This is a genomic window from Streptomyces sp. NPDC096311 (assembly GCF_044763085.1).
Taxonomy (GTDB): Bacteria; Actinomycetota; Actinomycetes; order Streptomycetales; family Streptomycetaceae; genus Streptomyces.
The window spans coordinates 124,852-148,281 of the sequence record NZ_JBIWFN010000019.1 but is presented as its reverse complement, the minus strand read 5'-3'; the positions used below and the strand labels follow the sequence as shown (position 1 = coordinate 148,281).

The window sequence follows — 23,430 nt, the reverse complement described above, 5'->3', positions numbered from 1 at the left end:
TCGGCCGTACGTCGGATCCGTGCGCGGGGTCGGCGGGGCGGTGCCGCCTTGCTCGTGTGGCGTGTCCGGCGCAGGCTGGTCGTATGGGTGTTCGTGACGGCCCCACGCTGATCACGTCCGTGCAGCGGGCGTTTCGTCTGCTGGAGGCGGTGGGCGCGCACGAGAACGGTGTGCCGGCGAAGCAGCTCGCGCGGGAGACGGGGCTGCCCCTGGCCACGGCGTATCACCTGCTCCGGACGATGGTGCACGACGGCTATGTGCGCAAGCTGGACGACGGCGGGTTCGTGCTGGGGGACAAGGTGCAGTCGCTGCACAGCTCGGGGCGTGGGCAGGCGTTGCTGGGGCGGGTGCGTCCCGCACTGGCCGCGTTGCGTGACGAGATCGCGGCTGCCGCGTATCTCACGTTCTACGAGGAGGGTGAGATCCGGGTCGCGGAGATCGTCGACGGTCCCCGGACACCGCGGGTGGATCTGTGGGTGGGGATGGAGGACGCGGGGCACGCGACCGCGCTGGGCAAGTGTGTGCTGCGGGAACTGGACGACGAGTCGCGCGAGGACTACCTCTCGCGGCATTCCCTGGCGGATCTCACGCCGCGGACGATCACGAGTCCGTCGGAGTTGTTGCGGCGGCTGGATTCCTCGCCGATGGCTCCGGCCGTCACGGATCTGGAGGAGTACGCGCTCGGGACGGTGTGTGTCGCGGTGCCGGTGTACAGCGGGGAGACGCTCGGTTCGCTCGGCGTCTCGCTGCCGGTGAACCGGCTCTCCCGGCTCGAGGAGGTTCTGGAGCGGTTGACGCCGACCGCGAACCGCGTGACCAGGAGCCTCTCGCTCACTATCTGAAATCCCTGTCCTTGTCGCGTCCGACCCGAAGTCGTTTCCTGGATGAAACAGACATTTCCGGAGTGCGGGTGGCGCACGGTGAGGACTGCGGACGAAACATGAGTCAGGCCCGAGACCGTGGTGGTGCCCCCTGGCCCATGGGGCTGTTCAGGAACCGCGTGGCCGGTCCCGGGGCGTCGGCCCGGACACGCGCCGCCGCACACCTGGCTTCGGGTACGCCGGTCCTGCCCGTGCTGATCGTTCTCGGTGTCGTGCTCGTCGGCTTCGTCGGCGGAGCAGGCGTGATCTGGCTTTCCCTGCTCGTGGCCGGGCCCGCGCTGGCCGCCACCACCAGTGGGCCGCGCGGGGTCTTGTGTGTCGGTCTCCTCGCCGCGGTGCTGGGTGCCGCGCTCGGGATCCGGGACGGTGTGCCGGGCCGCGAACTGGTGGCCGTGCTGTCCGCGCTGGCGGCCGTCACTCTCGCGAGTGGCCTGTCCGGCGCGCTGCGGGGGCGTCGTGAGCGGGTGCTCGCGGCCGTGCGCTCGGTCGCGGAGGCCGCCCAGCACGCGCTGCTCAAGCCGGTACCGGCGACGGTCGGGCCGTTTCAGGTGGCGGTCCGCTACAGCGCGGCGGCGGCGGAGGCCCGTATCGGCGGCGATCTCTACGCGCTGCTGCCCACTCCGTACGGCGTCAGGCTGATCGTCGGGGATGTGCGCGGCAAGGGGCTGCCGGCCGTGAGCACCGCCGCACTCGTCCTGGGTGTCTTCCAGGAGGCCGCCTACGACGAGCCCGACCTCCTCGCCGTCGTCGCCAGGATCGAGCGGAGCCTGGCGCGCAACCTCGGTACCGACGACTTCGTCACCGCCGTCGTGGCCGGATACCCGCAGACAGGGCATCTGGAGGTGGTGAACTGCGGACACGCGCCGCCGCTGCTGGTGCGTGCGTCCGGAGACGTTGCGCCGGTGGATCCCACCCATCCCGCCCCGCCGCTGGGGCTGAGCGCTCTCACGGGCGAGACTCCCAGCCTCCAGGTGCTGCCCTTCGCCGACGGGGATCAGCTGCTGCTCTACACCGACGGGGTCACCGAGGCCCGCAACCACCACCGTGAGTTCTACCCGCTGGCCGAGGGACTGGCGCGCCACCTGTGCGACGAGCCGGCGCGCACGCTCACCGCGCTGCATGACGAACTGCTGGCGCATGTGGGCGGCCGACTGCACGACGATGCGGCGCTGCTCCTGCTCCACAAGCCGACGGTTGCCGTCCCGACGGTTGCCGTCCCGGCGGTGCAGGACCCGACGGTTGCCGTTCCGGCGGTGCAGGACCCGACGGTTGCCGTTCCGGCGGTGCAGGACCCGACGGTTGCCGTTCCGGCGGTGCAGGACCCGTCAGTTGCCGTTCCGGCGGTGCAGGACCCGTCAGTTGCCGACTTGGCGGAGCGCGACCCGTCAGTTGCCGACTTGGCGGATGATGACCCGGCGGTCCAAGAGCTGGCAGTTCGCGACCCGGCGGTTGCCGACCCGGCCCTTCCTTGCCCGGGCGTTCCCTACTCGGCCGTTCGCGAACCGGTGGCGGAGGTCGGTCGCGACGGCTGCCCCGGCTCCGTCCCGCCCCGAGGCAGCCGGGTCCGGTTCGCCGAGCGGGCCGGCGGACCGGTGGACCCGGGTGCTGCGCTCGGCTCCTTCACGCCGTGCGGCCGCAACGGAGGAGGCTGACGAAGGCCGCCGCGAGGCGTAGGTCAACGGGCCGTGCCGAAGTCCTGCGTCCAGTAGCTGCCGGGCTGTGAGAGACCTACGCCGATCTCCTTGAAGCCGCAGTCCAGGATGTTGCGCTTGTGGCCGGGACTGGACATCCAGCCCGCCATGACCTCCTCGGGCGTGGAGTATCCGAACGCGACGTTCTCGCCGTACGCACTCCAGGTGTAGCCGGCGGTCGTGATGCGTTGACCGGGATCCGAACCGTCGGAGCCCGTGTGCGACATGTTCTGGTGGCTCGCCATGTCCGCGCTGTGATCCTGGGCGGCCTTCGAGAGCTTCGCGTTGAGGGTCAGCGGGGAGCAGCCGACCTTGCCGCGCTCACTGTTGACCAGGGCCACCACACGAGTCACGGCGGCGGACGCCGGGGCCGTCGTGCCCGCGGTGCTCGGGGACGCGCTGGCCGTGGCCTCGGGCGCGGAGGGTGCCGTGGAGGCGGGCGCCTCGGGTGTGGCGGGCGCCGTGGAGGCGGGTGCCTCCGGTGCCGCGGGAGTCGTGGAGGCGGGTGCCTCGGGCGCGGCGGGCTGCGTCGTCGCGACCGGCGCTTCAGGCGCGGCAGGCGCGGCGGGCGCGGAGGGCGCGGTGGTGGCGTGTGAGGTCGGCTTCTGGGTCCGCGCGGTCCACCCGCCGCCCTTCCGCCGCTCCTGCTGGGACGCGTTCTGCCAGTTCTGCCAGTGCTTCGAGCCCTGCCACTGACGGGAGGACCCGGCGTCCGGGGCGCTCTGGTCGTTCATGCACGCCATGGCGGCGGTCGGTACTGCCAGCGCGCTCAGCACGACGGCAGCGATGGTGATCTGCCGGTGGCGCGTCTTCCTGCGGTGCTTGCTCATGCGGGCCTCGCTCGGTCGTCGCGGGGGCGCCACCGGTGGGCCGGCTCCGCACGGACACTGTGCCTGAGCTGTGGTGACGCCGTTTTGGGCCGCCATTGTTAAAACCTGCGTGAGTAAGCGGCAACGAGCGCCACTACTACCCGGCCTCGTAGACCCCGAACGGCCTTGAATCGGGCGTATCGGTGTGCAGACCCGGCTGACCGGAGCGCGGCATGGTCTGACGATCCGTCAGAAGGCTTCACGCGCCCGACGGGCGGCATGACACGACCGCGCTTGGCGTATGCCGGAGGAGCATACGTACGTATGTCGGATTGCGGGTGGCAAGTCTGGCCATATCGCCCAGGCGCCATGTACTACCGCACCACGTTGATACGGGAACTCGGCGTGACGGATGTCACGCCGAGTTGCCGCAACCATTCCCGACGATGGTGATGGCGATGGTCGTGGACGACCGCGTCAGCTGTCGTAGTCGACGGCGAGCGTCTCCGTGACCGGGAACGACTGGCAGGTAAGGACATACCCCGCGTCGACCTCGGCGGGTTCGAGGGCGAAGTTGCGGCGCATGTCGGCCTTGCCGTCGGTGACCAGGGCCCGGCAGGTGCCGCACACGCCGCCCTTGCAGGCGAAGGGCAGGTCGGGGCGGGTCTTCTGGGCGCCGTCGAGGATGCTGCGACCGCGGGGCAGGGCGGCGGTCGTGGAGCGGCCGTCGAGCGTGATGGTGACCTCGCTGACCGGGCCCACGGTGGCCGTGTCCTGGTGGTGCACCTCCCGCACGGGCTCGTCGTCGGCGTAGAACAGCTCCTGGTGGATCCGGGCGGCCGGCACGTCGAGCCCGGCCAGCACCCGCTGGGCGTCGCGGACCATGCCGTGCGGGCCGCACAGCCACCAGTGGTCCGCGCCCGCCACGTCGACCAGCGAGCCGACGAGTGCCGACAGCCGCTCGGCGTCCAGCCGGCCGGAGAGCACCTCGGCCTCGCGGGGCTCGCGGGACAGGACGTGGGCGAGCTGGAACCGGGCCGGGTAGAGGTCCTTCAGGTCGGCCAGCTCGTCGGCGAACATCACGGTGTCGGTGCGCCGGTTGCCGTAGAAGAGGGTGACCGTCGAGCGGGAGTCCGCGGCCAGCACCGACTCGGCGATGGACAGCATGGGGGTGATGCCGGAGCCCGCGGCGATCAGCACATGATGGCCGGGGGTGGCGAGGTCGGGCGTGAAGGCGCCGGTCGGGGCCATGACCTCGACCATGTCTCCGGGGCGCACCTCCCGCACCAGCCATGCGGAGAACAGGCCACCCGGCACCACCCGCACCCCGATGCGCGGCACCGATCCGGCCGGCGAGCAGATGGAGTACGAGCGGCGCTCGTCACGGCCGTCGACCTCGCGCCGCAGGGTGAGTGACTGCCCGGGGGCGAAGGCGAACTCCTCGGCCAGCTCCGCCGGGATGTCGAAGCTGACCGCGGCCGCGTCCTCGCACAGGGGCTGCACGGCGGCGACCCGCAGGGAGTGGAAGGCCGGCCGACGGCGGTTACGCGGGCGTACCGCCGGGGCGGAGGCGGCCGACTCCATCAGGTCGTCCATCAGATCTCCTTGACGTACTCGAACGGTTCCAGGCAGGCGCGGCAGCGCCAGAGCGCCTTGCAGGACGTGGCGGCGAAGCGAGAGGTCTCCTCCGTGTCCGCCGAGCCGCAGCGCGGGCAGGGCACGGCGGCCCGCCGAGTGGTGGTCAGCACGAGCGGCACCGGACCGGCCGGGCGCCGAGGCGCGGCGCCGGGCGGGGCGATCCCGTGTTCGGTGAGCTTGCGGCGGCCCGCCGGGGTGATCCAGTCGCTGGTCCACGGCGGGTCGAGGACGGTACGGATCTCGACGCGCTCGTACCCGGCGGCGGCCAGCCGCGCGGCCACGTCGGCGCGCATCTCCGCCATCGCCGGGCAGCCCGAGTAGGTCGGCGTGAGGCTCGCGACGACCGTGCCGTCGGGGGCGAGCGACACCTCGCGCAGTACGCCCAGGTCGGCGAGGGTGAGCATGGGCAGCTCGGGGTCGGGCACCTGTTCGGCGATGTGCCGGGCCCGTCGCACCTCGGTCAGTACGCTCACCATGTCGCCTCCGGGTGGGCGCGGGCCACGCTCTGCAACTCGGCCAGCAGCGGCGCCAGATGCTCGGTGTGCTCGCCCGCGCGTCCGGAGCCGGGCAGCGGCCGGTACACGGGCATGGGCAGTCCACCCGCCTCGGTCACCTGGCGGAGCACGGCGACGACCTCGTCCCGTACGTCGTAGGCCGTGAACAACTCGCCCAGGTACGGGGCGACCCGCTCCAGCGCCGTACGCATCCTGCGGTGGGACTCCGCCGTACCGTCGCCCAGGCGCACGGCCCACTCGGCCGCGTACTGGCGGTGGTAGGCCAGTTCCTTGACGCCCTTCGCGGCGATGGCGGAGAGCACCGGGTCGGGGTGCGCGGCGAGGCGCTCGAAGTGTGCGAGCCGCCAGCTGGACAGTGCCAGGAGCCGCACGACGGAGAACGCGAAGTCCCCGTTGGGGAGTTCGGCCAGGCGTACGTTGCGGAAGTCGTCGGCGTCGCGGAAGTAGGCGTAGGCGTCCTCGTCGCGGCCCGTGCCGTCCACCTGGCCGGCGCGCGCGTAGAGCAGGCGGGCCTGGCCGAGCAGGTCGAGGCCGATGTTGGCGAGCGCCACCTCCTCCTCCAGCTCGGGGGCACGGGTGGTCCACTCGGCCAGTCGCTGGGCGCACACGAGCGCGTCGTCGGCGAGCGCGACGCAGGAGGCCGCCAGCTCCGCGGCGTCCAAGCCGTCCGGCACGGTGGTGTCGACCCCGTGCAGGGGGTCCTCGAAGCCGGTGCCGTACGCCCAGCGGGTGTCGTCCTCGTGTCCCTCGGCGAGGGTCAGGTAGACGTGGTCGTCACTCATGCCCTGCTCCTCAGATGTGCGGGACGTCGTCGGGGATGTCGTAGAAGGTCGGATGGCGGTAGACCTTGTCGGCGCTCGGCGCGAAGAAAGGGTCCTTCTCGTCGCGGGTGGAGGCGGCGATGTACTCCGAGCGCACCACCCAGATGCTGACGCCCTCGTTGCGACGTGTGTACAGGTCACGGGCGTGGGTGAGGGCCATCGTGTCGTCGGCGGCGTGCAGCGAGCCGACGTGTACGTGGTTCAGTCCGCGCTTGCCACGTACGAACACCTCGTACAGCGGCCAGCCGTCCTTCTTGCCGTCGATGTCGTTCATGCCGCCGCTTCCTTCCGGGCTCGCTCGCTCTGCTTGGCCGCGTGGGCGGTGGCCGCCTCACGGACCCAGGTGCCCTCCTCGTGGGCCGTTTGCCGCCGGGAGATCCGCTCGGCGTTGCACGGTCCGTCGCCCTTGATGACCCGCATCAGCTCGTCCCAGTCCGGGGTGCCGAAGTCATGGCGTCCGCGCTCCTCGTTCCAGCGCAGCTCGGGGTCGGGCAGGACGACGCCCAGCTTCTCGGCCTGCGGCACGGTCATGTCCACGAAGCGTTGGCGCAGTTCGTCGTTGCTGTGGCGCTTGATCTTCCAGGCCATGGACTGGGCCGAGTTGGGGGAGTTGTCGTCGGGCGGCCCGAACATCATCAGCGACGGCCACCACCAGCGGTCCACCGCGTCCTGCACCATCGCCCGCTGGGCGTCGGTGCCGCGCATCATGGTCAGCAGCAACTCGTACCCCTGGCGCTGGTGGAACGACTCCTCCTTGCAGATCCGCACCATGGCGCGCGCGTAGGGGCCGTAGGAACTCCTGCACAGCGGCACCTGGTTGCAGATCGCGGCGCCGTCGACGAACCAGCCGATCACGCCGACGTCGGCGAAGCTCAGGGTGGGGTAGTTGAAGATCGACGAGTACTTCTGGCGGCCCTCGATGAGTCGCTCGGTGAGGTCGGCGCGGTCCGCGCCCAGGGTCTCGGCCGCCGAGTACAGATACAGCCCGTGCCCGGCCTCGTCCTGGACCTTCGCGAACAGGATGGCCTTGCGGCGCAGCGAGGGCGCGCGGGTGATCCACTCGCCCTCCGGCTGCATGCCGATGATCTCCGAGTGCGCGTGCTGCGCGATCTGCCGGATCAGCGTCTTGCGGTAGCCGTCGGGCATCCAGTCGCGCGGCTCGACCCGCTGGTCACGCGCGACGGTCGCGTCGAAGTGCTCCTGGAGCCGCTCGTCGGCCGCCGGCCCGACGCCGTCGGCGCCGGTGGCGGCGGAGTGTGTCGTGGTCATCGATACCAGCTTCCCTACCGACCATTCGTTCGGTTCCAGTGTGACGGGTTTCTTCCGGCCGGGCAAGACTTTCGTGCGGCCGGGCAGGACCTTCGTCCGACCAGGCACGGCGTGCGGTTCGCGGATCATCGGCCCGCTGATGGTGTCGCGGGCCTCGGGGCGAACAGCGGGGGACTCGTCCGCGGCGCTCAGACGCGCTCCACGAGCATCGCGACGCCCTGGCCGACACCCACGCACAGGGTGGCCAGGCCCCGGCGGGCGTCCGCGCGCTCCAGTCGGCCGATCAGCGTGAGCAGGATGCGGGCGCCGGAGCAGCCGAGGGGATGGCCGAGCGCGATGGCACCGCCGTCGGCGTTGACCTTCTCCTCGCCGAGCTTCAACCGCCGCATCACCGCGAGTGCCTGCGCGGCGAAGGCCTCGTTCAGCTCGACCGCGTCCAGGTCGCCGCTCTCCAGACCGGCCCGGGCAAGGGCCTTCTCGGTGGCGGGGACGGGGCCGAGTCCCATCAGGTTGGGCTGTACGCCGGCCGAGGCGGCGGTGATGATCCGGGCGCGCGGGGTGAGCCCGTACCGCTCGACGGCCGCCGCGCTCGCCAGCCTCAGCGCGGCGGCGCCGTCGGACAGCGGCGAGGAGGAACCGGCCGTGACGATGCCGTCCGGCCGGAAGATGGTCCGCAGGGTGCCGAGCTTCTCCAGGGTCGTGCCGGGGCGCGGGCCCTCGTCGCGTGTGACCTCGCCGTCCTTCACCCGCACCGGCACGATCTCGCGGTCGAAGCGGCCGGCCTCCTGCGCGGCCACCGCCCGCTGGTGGCTGCGCAGCGCGAAGGCGTCGGAGTCGGCGCGGGTGATGCCGTCGAGCGCGGCGACCTCTTCGGCGGTCTCCCCCATCGACAGGGTCACCTTGGCCGACTCCGGCCCCGCGCCCGCCGGCACGGCCCGGTCGGCGGCCGTGAAGCGCGGGTTGGTGAAGCGCCAGCCCAGCGAGGTGTCGTGCACCTCGCCCGGCTTGGCCCACGGGGTGCCGGGCTTGGCCATCACCCAGGGCGCGCGGGTCATCGACTCCACGCCGCCGGCGACGACGAGGTCGGCCTCCCCGGACCGGATCGCCTGGGCCGCGTTCGCGACCGCCGTCAGCCCGGACGCGCACAGCCGGTTGACGGTGTAACCGGGCACGGTGTGCGGGAGGCCGGCGAGCAGCACGGCCATGCGGGCCACGTCCCGGTTGTCCTCACCGGCCTGGTTGGCCGCGCCGAGGATCACCTCGTCCACGGCCTCGCCGGGGATCCCACTGCGCCGCACCGCCTCGCCGACGACCAGGGCCGCCAGGTCGTCCGGCCGTACGGAGGCCAGCGCGCCCCCGTACCGGCCCTGCGGGGTGCGGGCGCCGTCGATCAGAAAGACCTCGTCAGGCATCTGCGGACTCCTCGGTGTGTTGCTCGGCGGTGGCGGGCCGACGCGACTGGAGCGTGGCGAAGCGGCCGGTGACGATGGCGGGGTCGGAGAGGGGGGCGCCGCCCGCCGGGTTGGCGGCGCTGCCGTGGAAGTCGCTGAAGGCGGCGGACTGGTTCACGAAGACGCCGCCGGTGAGGTTCTCCGACAGGTGCACTCCCGCGTCGAGCGTCCGCCCGCCTGGAACGCCCTCACGAGGCCTGGCCGGTGGTGTGCTGCACGGCGTGCACGATCGAAACTCGCGGCGTTCGGCCGGGCCAGGATCTCCGCCGCCGCACCGGCCCGGGCGTCGGGGCCCGCGGCGCGCCGGGGGCCGCTCGCCGGGTGGCCGGGCAGCTCGAAGGGAGCGCCCAGCCGCTCATGGAAGGCCGCCTCCCCCGCCTTCGCCGCGTCCTCCCCGTACGCCGACGTGCTGGGCGACTCCGGATACGGGGTCCAGTGGCCGCGGCTCGCGGTGGCGGCGACCGCCTGCTCCAGCAGGGCGCGGTGACGGGCGAAGAAGTCCGGACGCTCGGAGAGGTTCTGGGGCATGCGTTCCACCTCTTGACAGGCAGTGGTGATGCTGGATTACTAAGCCGTGCCGCACGCTAACCGAATGTTCGGTCGGGATACAAGGTGGTGAAAAAAGTGACGCAGGCCACAGGAGTGACACCGGCCGGAGCGACGCCCGCCGAGGCGATGTTCGCCGCGGACGAGGCGTCCCGGGCACTGGGCATCGAGCTTCTCGAGCAAGGTGAAGGGACCGCCGTGCTCCGGATGACCCTGACGCCGGGGATGGTGAACGGACACGGGATCGCCCATGGCGGCTATCTGTTCCTGCTCGCCGACACCGCCTTCGCCTGCGCCTGCAACAGCCACGGACCCGTGACCGTCGCGGCCGGGGCCGACATCGACTTCGTCGCCCCGGCGTACGAGGGTGATGTCCTGGTGGCCACGGCACGGGAGCGCACCCGGTTCGGCCGCAGCGGCATCTACGACGTGAGCGTGCTGCGCGGCGACGAGGTGATCGCGGAGTTCCGCGGACGCAGCCGCAGTATCAGAGGCACGACGACGAAGGAGTCGCGATGAACACCGCAGCGACTGCCGGCGCGGCCACGGGACCCCGCCCGGCCCGCCGGGGAGAGCCGCTTCCCCAGGATCTGCTGGACGAGGGCGAGCGCCTCACCCGCGAGCAGCTGAGGGAGCTCCAACTCGACCGGCTGCGGGCGACGTTGCGGCACGCGTACGACAACGTGGCGCTGTACCGGAGGAAGTTCGACGAGGCCGGGATCAAGCCCGACGACTGCCGCTCCCTGGAGGACCTGTCGCGGTTCCCCTTCACCACCAAGGCGGATCTGCGGGAGACGTACCCCTTCGGCATGTTCGCCGTCCCGATGGCGGACGTGCGGCGCATCCACGCCTCCAGCGGCACCACGGGCCGCCCCACGGTCGTCGGATACACCGAGAACGACCTCTCCATGTGGGCCGACATGATCGCCCGCTCCATCCGTGCGGCCGGCGGCCGGCGCGGACACAAGGTGCACATCTCCTACGGCTACGGCCTGTTCACCGGCGGCCTGGGCGCGCACTACGGCGCCGAGCGCGCCGGCTGTACGGTGATCCCCGCCTCCGGCGGCATGACGGCCCGTCAGGTGCAGATCATCCAGGACTTCGAACCCGAGATCATCATGGTCACCCCGTCCTACATGCTCACCCTGCTCGACGAGTTCGAGAGGCAGGGTGTCGACCCGCGCACGACCTCCCTCCAGGTGGGCATCTTCGGGGCCGAGCCGTGGACGGAGGCGATGCGCCGTGAGATCGAGGAGCGCATGGACATCCACGCGGTCGACATCTACGGCCTGTCCGAGGTGATCGGTCCGGGGGTGGCGCAGGAGTGCGTCGAGACCAAGGACGGGCTGCACGTGTGGGAGGACCACTTCTACCCCGAGGTGGTCGATCCGTTCACCGGTGCCGTGCTGCCCGAGGGCGAGGAGGGCGAGGTGGTCTTCACCTCCCTCACCAAGGAGGCCCTGCCGATCATCCGTTACCGGACCCGCGACCTGTCCCGGCTGCTGCCCGGCACCGCCCGCCCCGCCTTCCGCCGCATCGAGAAGATCACCGGCCGCTCCGACGACATGATCATCCTGCGCGGTGTGAACGTCTTCCCCAGCCAGATCGAGGAGATCGTGCTGCGCACACCCGGAGTCGCCCCGCACTTCCAGGTGCAGCTGACCCGGCGCGGCCGGATGGATCACATGACCGTTCGCGTCGAGGCGCGTCCCGGGGCCGGGGCCGAGCAGCGGGAGGCGGCCGCGAAGACGATCGCCCAGGGTGTCAAGGACGGCGTGGGGGTCACCGTCGAGGTGGCGATCGTCGACCCGGAGACCCTGGAGCGCTCACTGGGCAAGCTTCGCCGGGTGAAGGATCTCCGTCAGCAGTGACCTGCGGGTGACCGCGGGAGCGTTTCTCCCCGACCGCGGGCCGAGCGGGGAACGCTCGGCCCGCGGCGCGCGGCCTGTGGCGGTCAGGCGGTGACGAGGGTGAGTCCGTACGTACTGAGGATCTCGTTCACGGGCTGGAACCAGGTCTGGCCGCCGCTCGTGCAGTTGCCCCAGCCGCCTGAGGTCACGCCCTGGGCCTGGTCGCCGGTGATGAACGAGCCGCCGGAGTCGCCGGGTTCGGCGCAGACGCTGGTGCCGGTCAGGCCGTAGACGGATCCCTGGCTGTAGTTGACGGTCTCGTTCTGGGTCAGCACGGTGCCGCAGTGCCAGTGGGTGGTGGAGCCGGAGCGGCAGATGGACGAGCCGACGGGGGCCACGGCCGAGCCGCGGACCAGCACGTCGCTGACGGTGCCCCAGCCGAGCACCACCGGTACGGTCCACCAGCCGTTGCCGATCCGGATGTACGAGTAGTCGTTGCCCGGGAACGACGATCCGGCGAAGGTGCCCATCGCCGAGCCGTCCCAGCCGGCCACCGAGCTCCCGGCCGAGCCGCAGTGTCCGGCGCTCACGAAGCCGCCCACCACGGAGAAGCCTATGGAGCAGCGGGTGTTGCCGTTGATGTAGTACGGGTCGCCGCCGACGGTGCCCGCGGAGAACGTGCGCGGCGTCTGCGCGGTCGCGGAGGTGTGGACCGTGAGCAGACCTGCCTCGCGCGCGGGCGCCAGGAACGCCGTCACCGCGGCGCTGTGTTCCGCGCCCTTGCGGACCTCGGCCACCAGGCTGCTGGTCCGGGGGTCGACATGCCAACTGCGGACGGCTGTGGGGGCGCCGTCCGACGTGGCGGTGTCGTCGAGGGCGGCCTTGGCCGCGTCCAGCGTCCGGGCGCTGTGCGTGACCCGTACGACCGTGGCGCCGGTGGCTCGTACGGCGTCGGCCGCCGCGGTGCCCGTGTCGGTGACTCCGACGACGAGGGTGCCGCGCGCCGGGTCGTACCAGGAACCGCCGAACGTCCGCCCCGCCGCCCGTTCGGCCCGCGGCGCGAGCTCGGCGGCGGCGGTTTCACGCTCGTCCCTGATGCGGGCCTGCGACGCGGTGAGGCCGAGGTCCCGCTGCATGGCGGTGACCAGGCCGGGGGAGAGGGGGCGGGGCCTGGACGGTTGTGCCGTCGCCGTGTCGACGGGCAACAGCCCCAGAGTGCACGTGCCGAGGGCTAACAGGACGGACAGGCCCCAGCGAAGACGCGTAACACGTCGCATGGGTGAACCCCTTCCATTCACAACTGCGGAGAAGGTATGGACCTTTGGGGTTAAGTGTTGGAAGCATGTTGCGTGCATGTCAATAGATGTCGGTGAGGAGCGGCCCGTCGCATCTCTCGTGCTCGCATCGCTCGGAAGTTAAAGTGTCAATATCGCCTTATTGCGATGTTCGTCCACTTTGGTGCGGGGGTGAGGGGCAGGGCGCCTGCACCGGTGCCCCGGACGCGATCCAGGTCGCCGACCGTTTCCACCTCTGGCAGAACTTCGGCACCGCCGCCGAACGCAACGTGCGCCGCCACAGCAACTGCCTGAAGGCGGCTGCCATCAGTGCTGAGGGCCTTGTGAACGACACCGTTGCCGACCATGCGGACGCCGGGAAGGAAATGTCGCCCATCGAGACCCGTATCCGCGAACGCCATGCGACCGTCCACGCCCTGTTGGCCCAGGGACACGGCATCCGCGAGATCGCCCGGGAACTGCACATGGGCGGCAACACCGTGCGTCGCACCGCCCGCGCCGAGACTCCCGAAGAATTACTGACCGGACGGCATCAGCCCCGGCCCAGCCAACTCGACCCCTACAAAGCTCACCTGGACAAACGCTGGGCAGAAGGATCAACCAACGCAATCGATCTGCACACCGAGCTTCAGGACCTCGGCTACTGCGGCAGCTACCAGACGATCAGCGACTATCTGCGACCGCGGCGACGTCCACGCATCCGCGTTGTCGCCCCAGCGCCTCCGGGCGTCCGTCAGGTCACCGGCTGGATAATGCGGCACCCCGAGCACCTGGGCGACGAAGAACGCCGACAGTTCACCGCCGTTCTCGCCCAGTGCCCGGAACTGATCGCCCTCCATGGCCACGTCCGCACCTTCGCCGAGATCCTCACCACACGCTCCGGCCAGCACCTCAACGACTGGACCGCCGCCACCCGCACCGAGGATCTACCTGGCCTGCACACGTTCACCCATGGTCTGGAGAAGGACTGGGACGCTGTCGTTCAGGGCCTGACCACCTGCTGGAACTCCGGTCCGGTGGAAGGCCGTGTCAATCACATCAAGATGATCAAGCGCCAGATGTTCGGACGAGCCAAGCTCCCTTTGCTCCGCAAGCGAGTTCTCCTGACGGCAGCAGGAAACAGCGGGACACGGCAGCCGTAGCGTCAGACCGGTGCGTCATGCTCACCGGCATGAACGAAGACGCCTTCTGGCAGCTCATCGAAGAGTGCAGGCCCACGGAACCGGACCCTGACGCCGAACGGCTTGCAGCTGAATTGACCGACCGCCTTGCCGCGTCACCGCTGTTCGTGGTCACCGGCTTCGCCGAACAGCTGTCATGGACGCTCTACCGTCTGGACCGCAAGGAACACGGACAGGGCCTGTCCGGCGACGCCTTCCTCTCTACACGCTGCGCGGTCGTCGCCGCCGGCCGCACCGCGTTCGAAGGCGTCATCCGAGACCCGGCGGGCTTTGTCCCGTACGTCACCGAACACATCTGGGCCGAGAGCCTGCTCTACACACGGGACCATGCATACGAACGCATCACCGGCGAGAAATGGAACCGCAGCACCCGCTACTCCTATGAGTCGCACTCGAACACCGCGGGCTGGGCTGACTGACCGCCGTCGCTCACCTCAGGTGACGAAGTCGAACCATCTTGATCGTCCTCACGAAATATGTGCCTGATCCGAGAGAGGGCTCTGGTCCACTTTCTGTGGAGGGCTCACCGACAGTGATGTCAGAGGCATGTGGTGAGATGGTCGCTCTCTATCGGCTGTCTGTGGGAGATCGTTCCGATGCCTGTGTACCCGTCGCTGACCCGCGCTCTGGCGGAGGCTTTGGTCGATGTCCTCTGGTTCGTTGAGGGGTGCACGGACGAGCAGATGGATCCGGATGACGCGGTGAAGGTCCTGGAGGGTGTCGCCCATCTGGTGACACAGCTGTCGAGTGATCAGCGAAGCGAGTTCATCGACCTACTCGGTTCTATGGCTGCAGAGGAGTCCGATCCTTCGCGCCGCGAGTTCTTGGAGGGCTTCCCTAATGGTTTTGGACTCGTTGAGGACGACTCCTGACCTGGGATCTATGCGTAGAGCAGGACGCGCTTGCGGAGGAGTTCGAATCCTGCGCGGCCAAACATCTGACGCTTGAGCATCTTGATCCTGTTGACATGGCCCTCCACCACGCCGGAGTTCCAGGGCAAGGTGAGGCCGGCGGTGACAGCGTCGAGATCGCGCAGGAGGTGCTGAGCGAAGTGGCGGAGGCTGGGCAGTTCGGTGGTGGCGCTGGCCGCTTCGATCCATTCGGGGAGCTGGTCGCCGTGCAGGTGCGTGAGCATGTGGGCGAAGGAGCGCACGTGTTCGGCGAGTGCCGTCAGTTCGGGGCAGTTGGCCAGGGCGGCTTTGAGCTGGATCCGGTCGCTTTCAGGTAGGGCGTCGGGATGGGTGAGGATCCAGCGGGTGACGGCGCGGGCGGATGGTGGCCGGGGGCCGACCGGTTGGGGCTTGCCGCGAAGGGTCCTGCTGACGTAGTCGCGGACGCTTGCGTATCCGCGTGGATAGCCCTGTTCCTTGATCTCCTCCCACAGTTTCCAGGCGTTGGTGCAGCCTTCCTGCCAGCGCTGATCGAGGTAAGGCTTGTAGTCGTCGAGCCTGGTCGCACGGCTTTGCCACTGACCGGTGAACATCTCCTCCGGAGTCGTGGCGCGGGAGAAGCGCAAGATCGTGTTGAGGGTCATGCCGAGCTGCCGGGCGACGGACCGCTTGCTGTGACCGGCGGCGAGGAGAGCGTGGATGGTGGCGTGCTTGGCGCGGGTGCGTTCGGCGAACCGGTGCCCTGTCGGCCAGGGCGACGACGCGGTCGGCTCCGCCTCTTCCTGCGGTTGCTCCGGCTGAGCCGGCGTGGGGCGCAAGCAGCCGCGGTGCCGGTAGACACACTTCTCGGCGGCTTCTCCCAGGTTGTGCCAGAGATGCCATCGGTCGGCGACCTGGAGGGCCTGTGGGGCGCCGCGGGTGGCTCCTTCGGCGAAGAATGTGGCCCGGTCACGGCAGATGATCTCGATGCCAGGCCGCTCGGCGAGCCAGGCCGCGAGCGTGTCCGCCTCGCGGTCGGGAAGGAGGTCGACCGGCCGACGTGTCTCGACGTCGACGAGCACGGTTCCGTAGATACGGCCCTTGCGCTGGGCGTACTCGTCCACGCCGACCACGCGGGGTGCTGCGACGGCGGGGTCCGGGAGCGAGGCGATCAGCCTCAACAGGGTGTTCCGACTGACCGGAACCTTGAAGGCGCCCGTCATCCGGGCACCGGCCCGGCCCGCGAGCGCAAGACCGACCGCCACCAGCGTCGACCGCAGCCGCTCGGTTCGTCGCCCGAACCTGCGGGTGAGTCCGGGTACTTGCTCGGCGAAAGTCTTGCGCGGGCAGCAGTCGTCCGCGCAGACGAACCGCCGCACACGTAACGACACCACGACGAGCTTGCCCGCTGTCGGCAGGTCATGCGGAAATCGCAGGTAAGAGCCATGTATTCGGCCCGACCAGCACCCGCACCCCGGGCAGGCCGCCCGCCCTGCGGTCGTACGAGCCTCGATCCGGACGACCGTGTCGGTCACCTCGACCGAATCCACCAACACGCCCTCGACCGAGGAGAACAACAGCTCATCCAGCTGTGGCAGCACTTCGTTCACGGCGAAGGACTGTCGACCACACCACCGTCCAGCCGGGCGATTTTCGGGCGAACTCAACCGGCATCACGCGAAGATCAACGGTCACCCTGCGTACGCGCCCACAAGAAGTGGACCAGAGCCCGAAGTCACGTACATCAACTCTTCGCGTGAGCGTGCGACTCCCCATCTCACGTCGAAACGACGTCACTACTCAGGTTCTGGCACAGCTTTTGTGAGGCGTCAGCAGTGGCAGTGCACTCGTACCAGGATCGTGTCGTGGGGCAGCTGCGACAGGTATGCCTCGCTGCCCGGCCAGACGCTGGGCCCGGGGGGTTCGTGAGGACACGAATCTGGGTCGCAGTATGCGTGAAGGGCGCTTCCGTCGCTCTCTCGCCACCAGCCATCCACGGTGAGCACGTCCGTGTCCTGCGGAACCCAGGAGAACTCACGGATGTAGTCGGCACGGCTGCCGCGGAAGCCGATGACGGGATGCTCCGCATAGACCGGGGGGCCTGGATAGCCCAGGCCCAGGCTCCAGGGGTGATCGATGTAGGCCTTGATCAGCGGCTGGGCCTGGTAGGCGGCCACCATGCCGTCGGACCAGGGGCCGCCAGGGAACGCGTGCGGATCATTTTCCCAACGGTCCACGAAAACCGAGAGGGGCAGTGCCGGCGGGTGTACGGCGGACACACGCTGCCACAGGTCCCAGGACGCGGCTGTCACTCGTTCGGAAGCGGCTTGCGGCCGTGAGAAGTCGAGCAGGGCACGCGGTCCTCCAGCACAGACTCCTGGAGCGTTGGGAGCGGGGATGCCGTCATATCGGGGCTCGTCGTGAACCAGCCTGGGATCGTCCTCGTATCCGCGGACGACCGCGAACCCCCGACCGTTGCTTCCACCATGGATGCGGCGTGAATCCCACATGCCGCGGTCCACGGGGTTGTCACTGTCCTGGTCGAACGGCGCGAGGGCCGCAGTGAGGGCCCCGTCAATGTCGTCCGCGGCTCCGGGCGGCAGACACACCGTCACTGTCAGGCCGGCCATACGCTCTCCCCGCTCTGTCGGCGGACAGCATGATCGCATCAAGTGGCTACGTTCGGCATGCCGAATGGGCACCGAGCAGGCGCCCGATCCGTTCTGAGTCACAGCCCCGGCCCCAGCAGCCACCCGCTTGACGTCCGCGATGAGGCCGTCGACCGGCTTTCCCCCCCGGCCCGTCACAGAAGTTGAGCCAGACCCACTACTCACGTACATAGCCGGCATCTGCACAGCCACCGGCCACATCCTGACCATGCCTCGACACACCATCAGACACCCACACATCCAACAACGCGACAGCGCCCGACTAACCCGTCCAAGGGTGCTCATCGGTCGCTGTGGTGAGCAGGGAAGCGGTCGTGCTGCTCGCGGCGGTGCTGGTCGCGGTGGTCATGGCTGGCCCGTGGGTGGCGGGGTATCGGGACGGGGGAGGGATCGTGGCAGGTGCAGTGGCCCCAGCATGTGGTCCGCCAGATGAGGCGATCGACCCGATGATGCTGCACAGGCCCCCTGCACGTGCCCGGAACTGTGGCTTCCACCACGGCGAATGTGATCTTGTCGTGGTGAGATCGTCGGATGCTCGGTTTCCTCCTCCGCCTCCTGCCGTTCTGGGTCCGCGAGCCCCTGCTCATTGTGGTCGGGGCCGTTCTCGGCGTACGCATCATGTATCTCGCCGTCCGCGATCACGATCGGGTCGCGGCCGGTCTCGGCGCGGTGTTCCTCGTGTTCACCGCAATACGCGTCTACGCGGTGGTCCGGGCCCTGCGCGCACGCCGGAGCCCGAGTCCGGCGGCCTCCGCAGACGGGGCGGCGGTCGATGCCGCCGCCCAGGCCGGAGTTGAGCCGCGTCCCCAGGCCGGAGCTGAGCCGCGTCGTGGCCCGGACACTCCGAAGAAGGAGCACAACGCGTGGGGTCAGGCCGTCGCGGCCGTGGCCGTGTTCGGGGCACTCGCGGCCGCGCTGTGGGTGGCCCCACGCGTGATGCCGTCCGACGACAGCACCCCGCAGCCCGCCTCGTGTTCGGGCGCAGAACACGAGGAGCTGCCGAAGGCCTACAAGGAGACGCCCCAGCCTGTCACCGGTGAAGAGCTGTGCAAGGCGCTCAACCGGCCAGATCTGGCCAAGCTCCTTGGAACGCCTGGAGAGACCGCGACCACTGTTTCCGGCACCAGCAACACCGCTCCCCTGACTGAGGGGAAGGTCGCCCAGCCGGAGGCCGAGGTCAGGTTCGACACGTACACCGTGAATGTCTCGGCCACTTACAACGAGCTGTCGACTGACCAGTACGTGAAGCTGATGAAGTTCGGGGATGAGAAGGACATCAAGACCCTTACGGTTCTCGGTCGGCCCGCGGTCTTCTCCTCGGATCACACCATGGCGTTCCAGATCAGTGTCGGGAGCGGTGGATCCGGCGGACCGGTCGAACAAGGCCCCCTGGCCAGGACGCTGTCCGTGGCCCTCGACCGTAATGACCGGGGCGGCTACTACGAGATCACGGTGTGGAGCACGTCCGGAGCCCTCCCGGACGACAGCGTTCTCCTCGGCATCGCTGAGAAGGTTCTTCCGACGATCCGGGAACGGGCTGTTCGATGAGATGCCCAGAACATTTCGGCCGCGCACAGAGGGGTCCGGGTCCACGGCCGGCGTGGTGCGGTCATCGGCGGCCGCCGTCAACGACGCGACCCTGGACGGGCCTTCGGTCCTTTTGCCAGGCGAGGCTGCGGCAGGGGCGTGGGGCTGGAGGCCAGGGGGAGCGTGGGAGGACCTGTGCCGGCACCCATTCCAGGCACTGCAGATCGTGATCGAACAGGTCCATCTACTCAGCCAAGGCGGCCTTCGAGTAGGCCACGGCTCGGCATCCGTCAGCTTCAGCTTGGACGGGAAGGGAGCCGGGAGGGTGCAAGGCCTGCCCGGCGCTCCGTGTAGACCCTGTCCCGCGTGGTGAGGAACGGGGCCTTGTGCTGTCCGGAGCAGGAGCCACCGGTCGGGGCGCGGGGAATTGACCCCATCGTTGGCCTGCCCTTTCTGGTTGCCACCAGTCAGCAGGCGAGCAGTGGGGGAGCTGGGTGGGGCGGGCCGGCTGTCGGCGGGCCAGCCTCACCGTCCTGCCCACCCTCCCGCGCCCCGTAGCGCACGCCAGGCGCGCGCCGCCCACGGCCCAGATCGTGGCTCACCCCAGCTGCCGTGGCAGCGGCGTGTACACGCTTTCGGCGCCGTTTCCCTCTTCCTGGTAACTGCACTACCGAGTCCCCAGGAGGCCAACACCGTGACAGCGCTGTGGGGTTGGTTGATGGCGAGCACAACGGCGGGTGCAGCCGCGGGAGTTCTGGTGCGGACTTCCGGGTATCTGCTCAGGGAGCACATCCGATCCCGGGCGATGGCTGCCATGGTGCGTGAACTCTCCGTGCGAGGGGGTCAAGCCGAGGTGAGTGACCAGGACGGCACCACCTGGACTGTGCGCCTGGATGTCCAGGAGTCTCAATGACGTCGCCGCCTGACGAGGCAGACTTCGACGCCCTGTTCCGGCATTGGTACCGGCCGCTGCTGGCACAGGCCATGTTCATCTCAGGAGGGCGCCGCGCCGTGGCCGACGACGCCGTCCAGGAAGCCTTCCTCCAGTGCTGGCAGCGCTGGCACGCCACGCATCTCGAGCCGGTGCGGGCCTGGCCAGGTTGGCTGCGCACCACCGTCGTCCGTGAAGCGCTGCGCCTTCAGAAGGAAGCCGGCTCGGTCGGCTTCGACACCGATGCCCACGATCACGCCGGTCCGGAGATCGATTTAGCGTCCTTGATGGATGCCCGCGGCGCCTACCGCCTGGTCTTGGAACGCATCGTCCTGCTCAGCGACAAACAGCGTGAAGTAGTGGGCCGTTGCGCGATTGCCGGACAGTCGCTGGGGGATGCCGCCAAAGAGATGCACATCCAAGTAGCTACGGCGCGCGTACACCTCTACCGCGCACGACAGGCGCTCGAAGAGGTACGCGAGCAACTGCAGGAACTGGGCGTTATCGACCCGAGCGAGGGGAGGCAGTGATGGACCGTCGAGAGGACGGCAGCGCTGCCGCACGCAACGAGATCGCGACAGCAGCAATGCCAAATGGCCGCCCGGACGAAGAGCATGCTGCCGCACTGGCCGAGACCCTGATCGCGACCGAGCAAGAACTGGGTTCGGCGCTGGCCACGGCCCAGGACGTCGAATCCGCGCTCGCCAGGCTCAAGCAACGCGTCAAGGCGCAGCCTGCCATCCGGCACGGGCTGAGCACTCAGTGGAGCCGGCGCGTTCAGCACGACCGGCAGGACCGCAGCGGCGCGCGGGCGATGTTCATCGAGCTGCGCAAGCTGCAGGACGGCAGCGCGGAGTACGCGGAGTTGCGCAATCAGCTGGTCCGCATGCACCTCCCGCTCGTCGAGCACCTGGCGCGCCGCTTCCGCAACCGCGGTGAGCCGCTGGACGACCTCACCCAGGTCGCGACCATCGGCCTGATCAAGTCGGTCGACCGCTTCGACCCGGAGCGCGGCGTCGAGTTCTCGACGTACGCGACCCCGACGGTCGTCGGCGAGATCAAGCGGCACTTCCGCGACAAGGGCTGGGCGGTGCGGGTGCCGCGCCGCCTGCAGGAACTGCGCCTGGCCCTGACCACGGCGACGGCCGAGCTGTCGCAACAGCACGGCCGCTCCCCCACGGTGCATGAGCTGGCCGAGAAGCTGGCCATCTCGGAGGAGGAGGTCCTGGAGGGCCTGGAGTCCGCCAACGCGTACTCCATGGTGTCCCTGGACGTTCCCGACACGGACGACGAGCCGCCGGCGGTCGCGGACACCCTGGGCGCCGAGGACGAGGCGCTGGAGGGCGTCGAGTACCGGGAGTCGCTGAAGCCGCTGCTCGAGGATCTGCCGCCGCGGGAGAAGCGGATCGTGCTCCTTCGCTTCTTCGGCAACATGACCCAGTCGCAGATCGCACAGGAGGTCGGCATCTCCCAGATGCATGTCTCGCGACTGTTGGCCCGCACCATGGCCCGGCTGCGAGAGGAACTCCGCGTCGAGGAGTAGGCCACCCGAGACTGGCTACGCCGTGCGGACACGTGCCGGATCGAATCCGGCTTCCTTGAGGATCTCCCAGACGGTGGAGGCTGCCACCCTGAGTGCCAGAACGACGGGGGTTCGCTGTGGATGCGGCGATATCCCCAGTTGGAGTTCTCGCGGGCGAGCCGCAGCACCAGCAGCCGGACGGAGCGTACGGTCCGGGGCCTGCCCGGGCGCTTGGGCCGGGAGCGCGCGGCGTGGCGGCGCGCGACCAGATCGCGGTGCCGGCGCAGCACCGTGTCCGGACGCACCACCAGCCGAATCCTGTGCAGCACCTCGGCGGGCAGGCGGTGCGGCAACGCTGCCAGGAACGCGCGATCGCTTGGAGAGAACCGAATCCCCTCGCCACCGAGGTGGCGCTCCAGCACCGTGACCTGATGGCGCAGGGCGAGGATCTCTGTGTGCTTGTCCCGATCGCTCATGGGCAGCAGGCGCAGCACGGCGAACGCGGTCGCCACGGTCAGGTAGGCCAGTCGCAGCAGCACGACCGGTCATCATGCCGGGGGTGATCGCCGGCCGCGCGGGAGTACCGATCCGGGCATCCGCGCTCGAGACCCCGCGCATCCCGCACACCGACTTCCACCGGGGCGGATGAGGTTTTCGGCAAGGGCAGGTCCCCCGGATGCAGGAGCCCTGGTTGTTACAGATGCGGATGGGCCAGTCGGGGGAGTTGGGGCGTTGAGCGGGTCATGGGTGTGGGTGTGCCGTGGGCTGTTTGTGTGCTGGTCAGTGCGGTGCGGAGCCGGGGGTGGGCCTGTGGCCGGGGCTTCTCCCGGCTTCGATGGACTCTACAAGTGAGAGTTACGGATATGTCAGTGTTTTGTAACGCGAATTGGATTGTTGATCTCGTGGTGGCGAGGGGGGCCACAGTGTCGGGTCTCGGCATCGAGCCGGGAATTTCGGATGGCACGCCGGCCCCGGCCCGGGGTGGGTGTGCACGAACGTGAGGGGACAGCCTTGATGTCTGTTTCTCGTACCGCCTTCCGCCTGATCGCCCCGTGTGTGGTGTCGGGCGCTCTCGTCGGGGCGGCCGCGATGCCGGCCCTCGCCGATGGGGGCGGCCACGATCGCGACCGCGCAGGAAGCTATTCCCGCAGCTACCGATCAGACGCCGTCCGGGGCGACCACGACCATGGCGGGGAGCGGCATGGGGACCACGGCTGGTACGGCGACCGGCACCACGACCGTGATCGCTTCGGCGACTGGGACCGTGACCGGGGTCGGCACCACGACCGTGATCGCTTCGGCGACTGGGACCGTGACCGGGGTCGGCACCACGACCGTGACCGCTTCGGCGACTGGGACCGTGACCGGGGCCAGCGCCACGACCGTGACCGGCACCACGACCACTACCTCGGCCGCCGCTAGCCGGCCAGGACGGGCCGTGCCGGTGATGCGGCGGCCCGCCCGCACTCTGTGTCACCCGTCGTCATAGCCGGCACGGTCGTCGGTCGTGACATCCCGCCGGGGGGGGGGGGGGCGGGGGGGGGGGGGGGGGGCCCCCCCCCCCCCGGGGGGGGGGGGGGGGGGGGCGGGCCCCCCCCGCCTTGTTTTCGCCCCCCCGCCCCCCCCCCCGGGCGGGGGGGGGGGGGGCCCCCCCCGGGGGGGGGCCCGCGGGGGGGGGGGGGGCGCCGCCCCCCCCCGGCCACTGGTGGGTCGCCTCGGGTCTACGGCGCCAGCTCGACGAGTGGAGTCCGTTGTTCCTATTGAGTGATTTCTTGTGCTCGAGCTGAGCTTCAGGGGATGAGGCCGGCTGTGCTGCCCGGGGCCTGAAGAGTGGGCTGGCGAGCACGTGTGGGGGAGCTGCCAGGGGACTTCGGTGTCTGGACGGAGGAGCCCACCCAGCAGCCAGTCGGGCGCTGCCTCCAAGCCCGGTCCTTCAGGGCCCCCGCACCCGCACCCGCAGTCACC

General features: G+C 69.8%; 22 protein-coding genes and 2 pseudogenes. 11 read left to right on the top strand and 13 right to left on the bottom strand.

What is annotated here, in order from left to right:
- Positions 1–83: 83 nt before the first annotated feature.
- Positions 84–842: an IclR family transcriptional regulator gene (locus ACIRA5_RS38905; protein WP_403699124.1), complete on the top strand. Its 759-nt coding sequence runs from the start codon at positions 84–86 to the stop codon at positions 840–842.
- 98 nt (positions 843–940) lie between these two features.
- Positions 941–2,104: pseudogene (locus ACIRA5_RS38900) on the top strand (PP2C family protein-serine/threonine phosphatase); the annotation flags it as partial.
- A 452-nt stretch (positions 2,105–2,556) separates the two neighbouring features.
- Here ACIRA5_RS38900 and ACIRA5_RS38895 read toward each other — a convergent pair.
- The 9 genes and pseudogenes from ACIRA5_RS38895 to ACIRA5_RS38855 all read right to left on the bottom strand — a co-directional run bounded on the left by ACIRA5_RS38895 (position 2,557) and on the right by ACIRA5_RS38855 (position 9,603).
- A complete protein-coding gene (locus ACIRA5_RS38895; RefSeq protein ID WP_403699122.1) occupies positions 2,557–3,402 on the bottom strand; it encodes a CAP domain-containing protein in 846 nt (281 codons plus the stop codon).
- Positions 3,403–3,858: 456 nt separating this feature from the next.
- Entirely contained in the window at positions 3,859–4,977 is a 1,119-nt protein-coding gene (paaE, locus tag ACIRA5_RS38890; RefSeq protein ID WP_403699120.1) for a 1,2-phenylacetyl-CoA epoxidase subunit PaaE, read from the bottom strand.
- Complete coding sequence (gene paaD, locus ACIRA5_RS38885) at positions 4,977–5,495, bottom strand: 1,2-phenylacetyl-CoA epoxidase subunit PaaD (RefSeq protein WP_403699118.1); 519 nt, start codon at positions 5,493–5,495, stop codon at positions 4,977–4,979. The genes paaE and paaD overlap by 1 nt, the downstream gene beginning before the upstream one ends.
- Positions 5,489–6,316, bottom strand: a complete 828-nt coding sequence (gene paaC / locus ACIRA5_RS38880; protein ID WP_371643181.1) for a 1,2-phenylacetyl-CoA epoxidase subunit PaaC — start codon at positions 6,314–6,316, stop codon at positions 5,489–5,491. The genes paaD and paaC overlap by 7 nt, the downstream gene beginning before the upstream one ends.
- Positions 6,317–6,326: 10 nt before the next feature.
- Positions 6,327–6,629 carry a 1,2-phenylacetyl-CoA epoxidase subunit PaaB gene (gene paaB / locus ACIRA5_RS38875; RefSeq protein ID WP_403699116.1) on the bottom strand — a complete coding sequence of 101 codons (303 nt, stop codon included), beginning with the start codon at positions 6,627–6,629 and terminating at the stop codon, positions 6,327–6,329.
- Complete coding sequence (gene paaA / locus ACIRA5_RS38870; protein WP_403699114.1) at positions 6,626–7,624, bottom strand: 1,2-phenylacetyl-CoA epoxidase subunit PaaA; 999 nt, start codon at positions 7,622–7,624, stop codon at positions 6,626–6,628. Before paaA ends, paaB begins: the two co-directional genes overlap by 4 nt.
- A gap of 188 nt (positions 7,625–7,812) precedes the next feature.
- Complete coding sequence (locus ACIRA5_RS38865) at positions 7,813–9,036, bottom strand: thiolase family protein (RefSeq protein WP_403699112.1); 1,224 nt, start codon at positions 9,034–9,036, stop codon at positions 7,813–7,815.
- A pseudogene (locus ACIRA5_RS38860) lies at positions 9,029–9,241 on the bottom strand (phenylacetic acid degradation protein PaaN); the annotation flags it as partial. The gene ACIRA5_RS38865 and the pseudogene ACIRA5_RS38860, both read right to left, overlap by 8 nt.
- Positions 9,190–9,603, bottom strand: a complete 414-nt coding sequence (locus tag ACIRA5_RS38855) for a hypothetical protein (protein ID WP_403699110.1) — start codon at positions 9,601–9,603, stop codon at positions 9,190–9,192. The gene ACIRA5_RS38855 and the pseudogene ACIRA5_RS38860, both read right to left, overlap by 52 nt.
- Before the next feature lie 96 nt (positions 9,604–9,699).
- Here ACIRA5_RS38855 and paaI point away from each other — a divergent pair, with 96 nt between their 5' ends.
- Together paaI and paaK are read left to right on the top strand one after the other, a co-directional pair.
- A complete protein-coding gene (gene paaI, locus ACIRA5_RS38850; RefSeq protein ID WP_403699109.1) occupies positions 9,700–10,140 on the top strand; it encodes a hydroxyphenylacetyl-CoA thioesterase PaaI in 441 nt (146 codons plus the stop codon).
- On the top strand, positions 10,137–11,492 hold the full coding sequence (gene paaK, locus ACIRA5_RS38845; RefSeq protein WP_403699107.1) for a phenylacetate--CoA ligase PaaK: 1,356 nt from the start codon (positions 10,137–10,139) through the stop codon (positions 11,490–11,492). The genes paaI and paaK overlap by 4 nt, the downstream gene beginning before the upstream one ends.
- A gap of 83 nt (positions 11,493–11,575) precedes the next feature.
- Here the strand turns inward: paaK and ACIRA5_RS38840 are convergent, their stop codons facing one another.
- Complete coding sequence (locus tag ACIRA5_RS38840; protein ID WP_403699105.1) at positions 11,576–12,748, bottom strand: S1 family peptidase; 1,173 nt, start codon at positions 12,746–12,748, stop codon at positions 11,576–11,578.
- An 86-nt stretch (positions 12,749–12,834) separates the two neighbouring features.
- Between ACIRA5_RS38840 and ACIRA5_RS38835 the strand changes: the two genes are divergently transcribed.
- From ACIRA5_RS38835 to ACIRA5_RS38825, 3 genes are all read left to right on the top strand, one after another.
- A complete protein-coding gene (locus ACIRA5_RS38835) occupies positions 12,835–13,908 on the top strand; it encodes a transposase (RefSeq protein ID WP_403699103.1) in 1,074 nt (357 codons plus the stop codon).
- A 17-nt stretch (positions 13,909–13,925) separates the two neighbouring features.
- Positions 13,926–14,366 (top strand): DUF4240 domain-containing protein, encoded by a 441-nt coding sequence (locus tag ACIRA5_RS38830; RefSeq protein ID WP_403699101.1) that lies wholly within the window; start codon positions 13,926–13,928, stop codon positions 14,364–14,366.
- A 177-nt stretch (positions 14,367–14,543) separates the two neighbouring features.
- On the top strand, positions 14,544–14,819 hold the full coding sequence (locus tag ACIRA5_RS38825) for a hypothetical protein (protein WP_403699099.1): 276 nt from the start codon (positions 14,544–14,546) through the stop codon (positions 14,817–14,819).
- 8 nt (positions 14,820–14,827) lie between these two features.
- Here ACIRA5_RS38825 and ACIRA5_RS38820 read toward each other — a convergent pair whose 3' ends face one another.
- A complete protein-coding gene (locus ACIRA5_RS38820; RefSeq protein WP_403699098.1) occupies positions 14,828–16,426 on the bottom strand; it encodes an ISL3 family transposase in 1,599 nt (532 codons plus the stop codon).
- A 219-nt stretch (positions 16,427–16,645) separates the two neighbouring features.
- The gene (locus ACIRA5_RS38815; RefSeq protein ID WP_403699096.1) at positions 16,646–17,446 is read right to left on the bottom strand and encodes a hypothetical protein; all 801 of its coding nucleotides are present in this window, start codon (positions 17,444–17,446) and stop codon (positions 16,646–16,648) included.
- Positions 17,447–18,016: 570 nt separating this feature from the next.
- Between ACIRA5_RS38815 and ACIRA5_RS38810 the strand changes: the two genes are divergently transcribed.
- From ACIRA5_RS38810 to ACIRA5_RS38795, 4 genes are all read left to right on the top strand, one after another.
- Entirely contained in the window at positions 18,017–19,033 is a 1,017-nt protein-coding gene (locus ACIRA5_RS38810) for a DUF6215 domain-containing protein (RefSeq protein ID WP_403699094.1), read from the top strand.
- Positions 19,034–19,921: 888 nt separating this feature from the next.
- Positions 19,922–20,473, top strand: a complete 552-nt coding sequence (locus ACIRA5_RS38805; protein ID WP_352053382.1) for an RNA polymerase sigma factor — start codon at positions 19,922–19,924, stop codon at positions 20,471–20,473.
- Complete coding sequence (locus tag ACIRA5_RS38800; protein WP_403699092.1) at positions 20,473–21,486, top strand: SigB/SigF/SigG family RNA polymerase sigma factor; 1,014 nt, start codon at positions 20,473–20,475, stop codon at positions 21,484–21,486. Before ACIRA5_RS38805 ends, ACIRA5_RS38800 begins: the two co-directional genes overlap by 1 nt.
- 230 nt (positions 21,487–21,716) lie before the next feature.
- The gene (locus ACIRA5_RS38795) at positions 21,717–22,028 is read left to right on the top strand and encodes a hypothetical protein (protein ID WP_403699090.1); all 312 of its coding nucleotides are present in this window, start codon (positions 21,717–21,719) and stop codon (positions 22,026–22,028) included.
- A gap of 595 nt (positions 22,029–22,623) precedes the next feature.
- Here ACIRA5_RS38795 and ACIRA5_RS38790 read toward each other — a convergent pair.
- Positions 22,624–22,863 carry a hypothetical protein gene (locus tag ACIRA5_RS38790; protein WP_403699088.1) on the bottom strand — a complete coding sequence of 80 codons (240 nt, stop codon included), beginning with the start codon at positions 22,861–22,863 and terminating at the stop codon, positions 22,624–22,626.
- Between the last annotated feature and the right edge of the window lie 567 nt (positions 22,864–23,430).

Excerpts from the sequence above, each read along its gene's own strand:
- ACIRA5_RS38905 (WP_403699124.1), top strand. The coding sequence starts at position 84 with ATGGGTGTTCGTGACGGCCCCACGCTGATCACGTCCGTGCAGCGGGCG.
- ACIRA5_RS38895 (WP_403699122.1), bottom strand. The coding sequence starts at position 3,402 with ATGAGCAAGCACCGCAGGAAGACGCGCCACCGGCAGATCACCATCGCT.
- paaE (WP_403699120.1), bottom strand. The coding sequence starts at position 4,977 with ATGGACGACCTGATGGAGTCGGCCGCCTCCGCCCCGGCGGTACGCCCG.
- paaD (WP_403699118.1), bottom strand. The coding sequence starts at position 5,495 with ATGGTGAGCGTACTGACCGAGGTGCGACGGGCCCGGCACATCGCCGAA.
- paaC (WP_371643181.1), bottom strand. The coding sequence starts at position 6,316 with ATGAGTGACGACCACGTCTACCTGACCCTCGCCGAGGGACACGAGGAC.
- paaB (WP_403699116.1), bottom strand. The coding sequence starts at position 6,629 with ATGAACGACATCGACGGCAAGAAGGACGGCTGGCCGCTGTACGAGGTG.
- paaA (WP_403699114.1), bottom strand. The coding sequence starts at position 7,624 with ATGACCACGACACACTCCGCCGCCACCGGCGCCGACGGCGTCGGGCCG.
- ACIRA5_RS38865 (WP_403699112.1), bottom strand. The coding sequence starts at position 9,036 with ATGCCTGACGAGGTCTTTCTGATCGACGGCGCCCGCACCCCGCAGGGC.
- ACIRA5_RS38855 (WP_403699110.1), bottom strand. The coding sequence starts at position 9,603 with ATGCCCCAGAACCTCTCCGAGCGTCCGGACTTCTTCGCCCGTCACCGC.
- paaK (WP_403699107.1), top strand. The coding sequence starts at position 10,137 with ATGAACACCGCAGCGACTGCCGGCGCGGCCACGGGACCCCGCCCGGCC.
- ACIRA5_RS38840 (WP_403699105.1), bottom strand. The coding sequence starts at position 12,748 with ATGCGACGTGTTACGCGTCTTCGCTGGGGCCTGTCCGTCCTGTTAGCC.
- ACIRA5_RS38835 (WP_403699103.1), top strand. The coding sequence starts at position 12,835 with ATGTCGGTGAGGAGCGGCCCGTCGCATCTCTCGTGCTCGCATCGCTCG.
- ACIRA5_RS38830 (WP_403699101.1), top strand. The coding sequence starts at position 13,926 with ATGCTCACCGGCATGAACGAAGACGCCTTCTGGCAGCTCATCGAAGAG.
- ACIRA5_RS38825 (WP_403699099.1), top strand. The coding sequence starts at position 14,544 with ATGCCTGTGTACCCGTCGCTGACCCGCGCTCTGGCGGAGGCTTTGGTC.
- ACIRA5_RS38815 (WP_403699096.1), bottom strand. The coding sequence starts at position 17,446 with ATGGCCGGCCTGACAGTGACGGTGTGTCTGCCGCCCGGAGCCGCGGAC.
- ACIRA5_RS38810 (WP_403699094.1), top strand. The coding sequence starts at position 18,017 with ATGCTCGGTTTCCTCCTCCGCCTCCTGCCGTTCTGGGTCCGCGAGCCC.
- ACIRA5_RS38805 (WP_352053382.1), top strand. The coding sequence starts at position 19,922 with ATGACGTCGCCGCCTGACGAGGCAGACTTCGACGCCCTGTTCCGGCAT.
- ACIRA5_RS38800 (WP_403699092.1), top strand. The coding sequence starts at position 20,473 with ATGGACCGTCGAGAGGACGGCAGCGCTGCCGCACGCAACGAGATCGCG.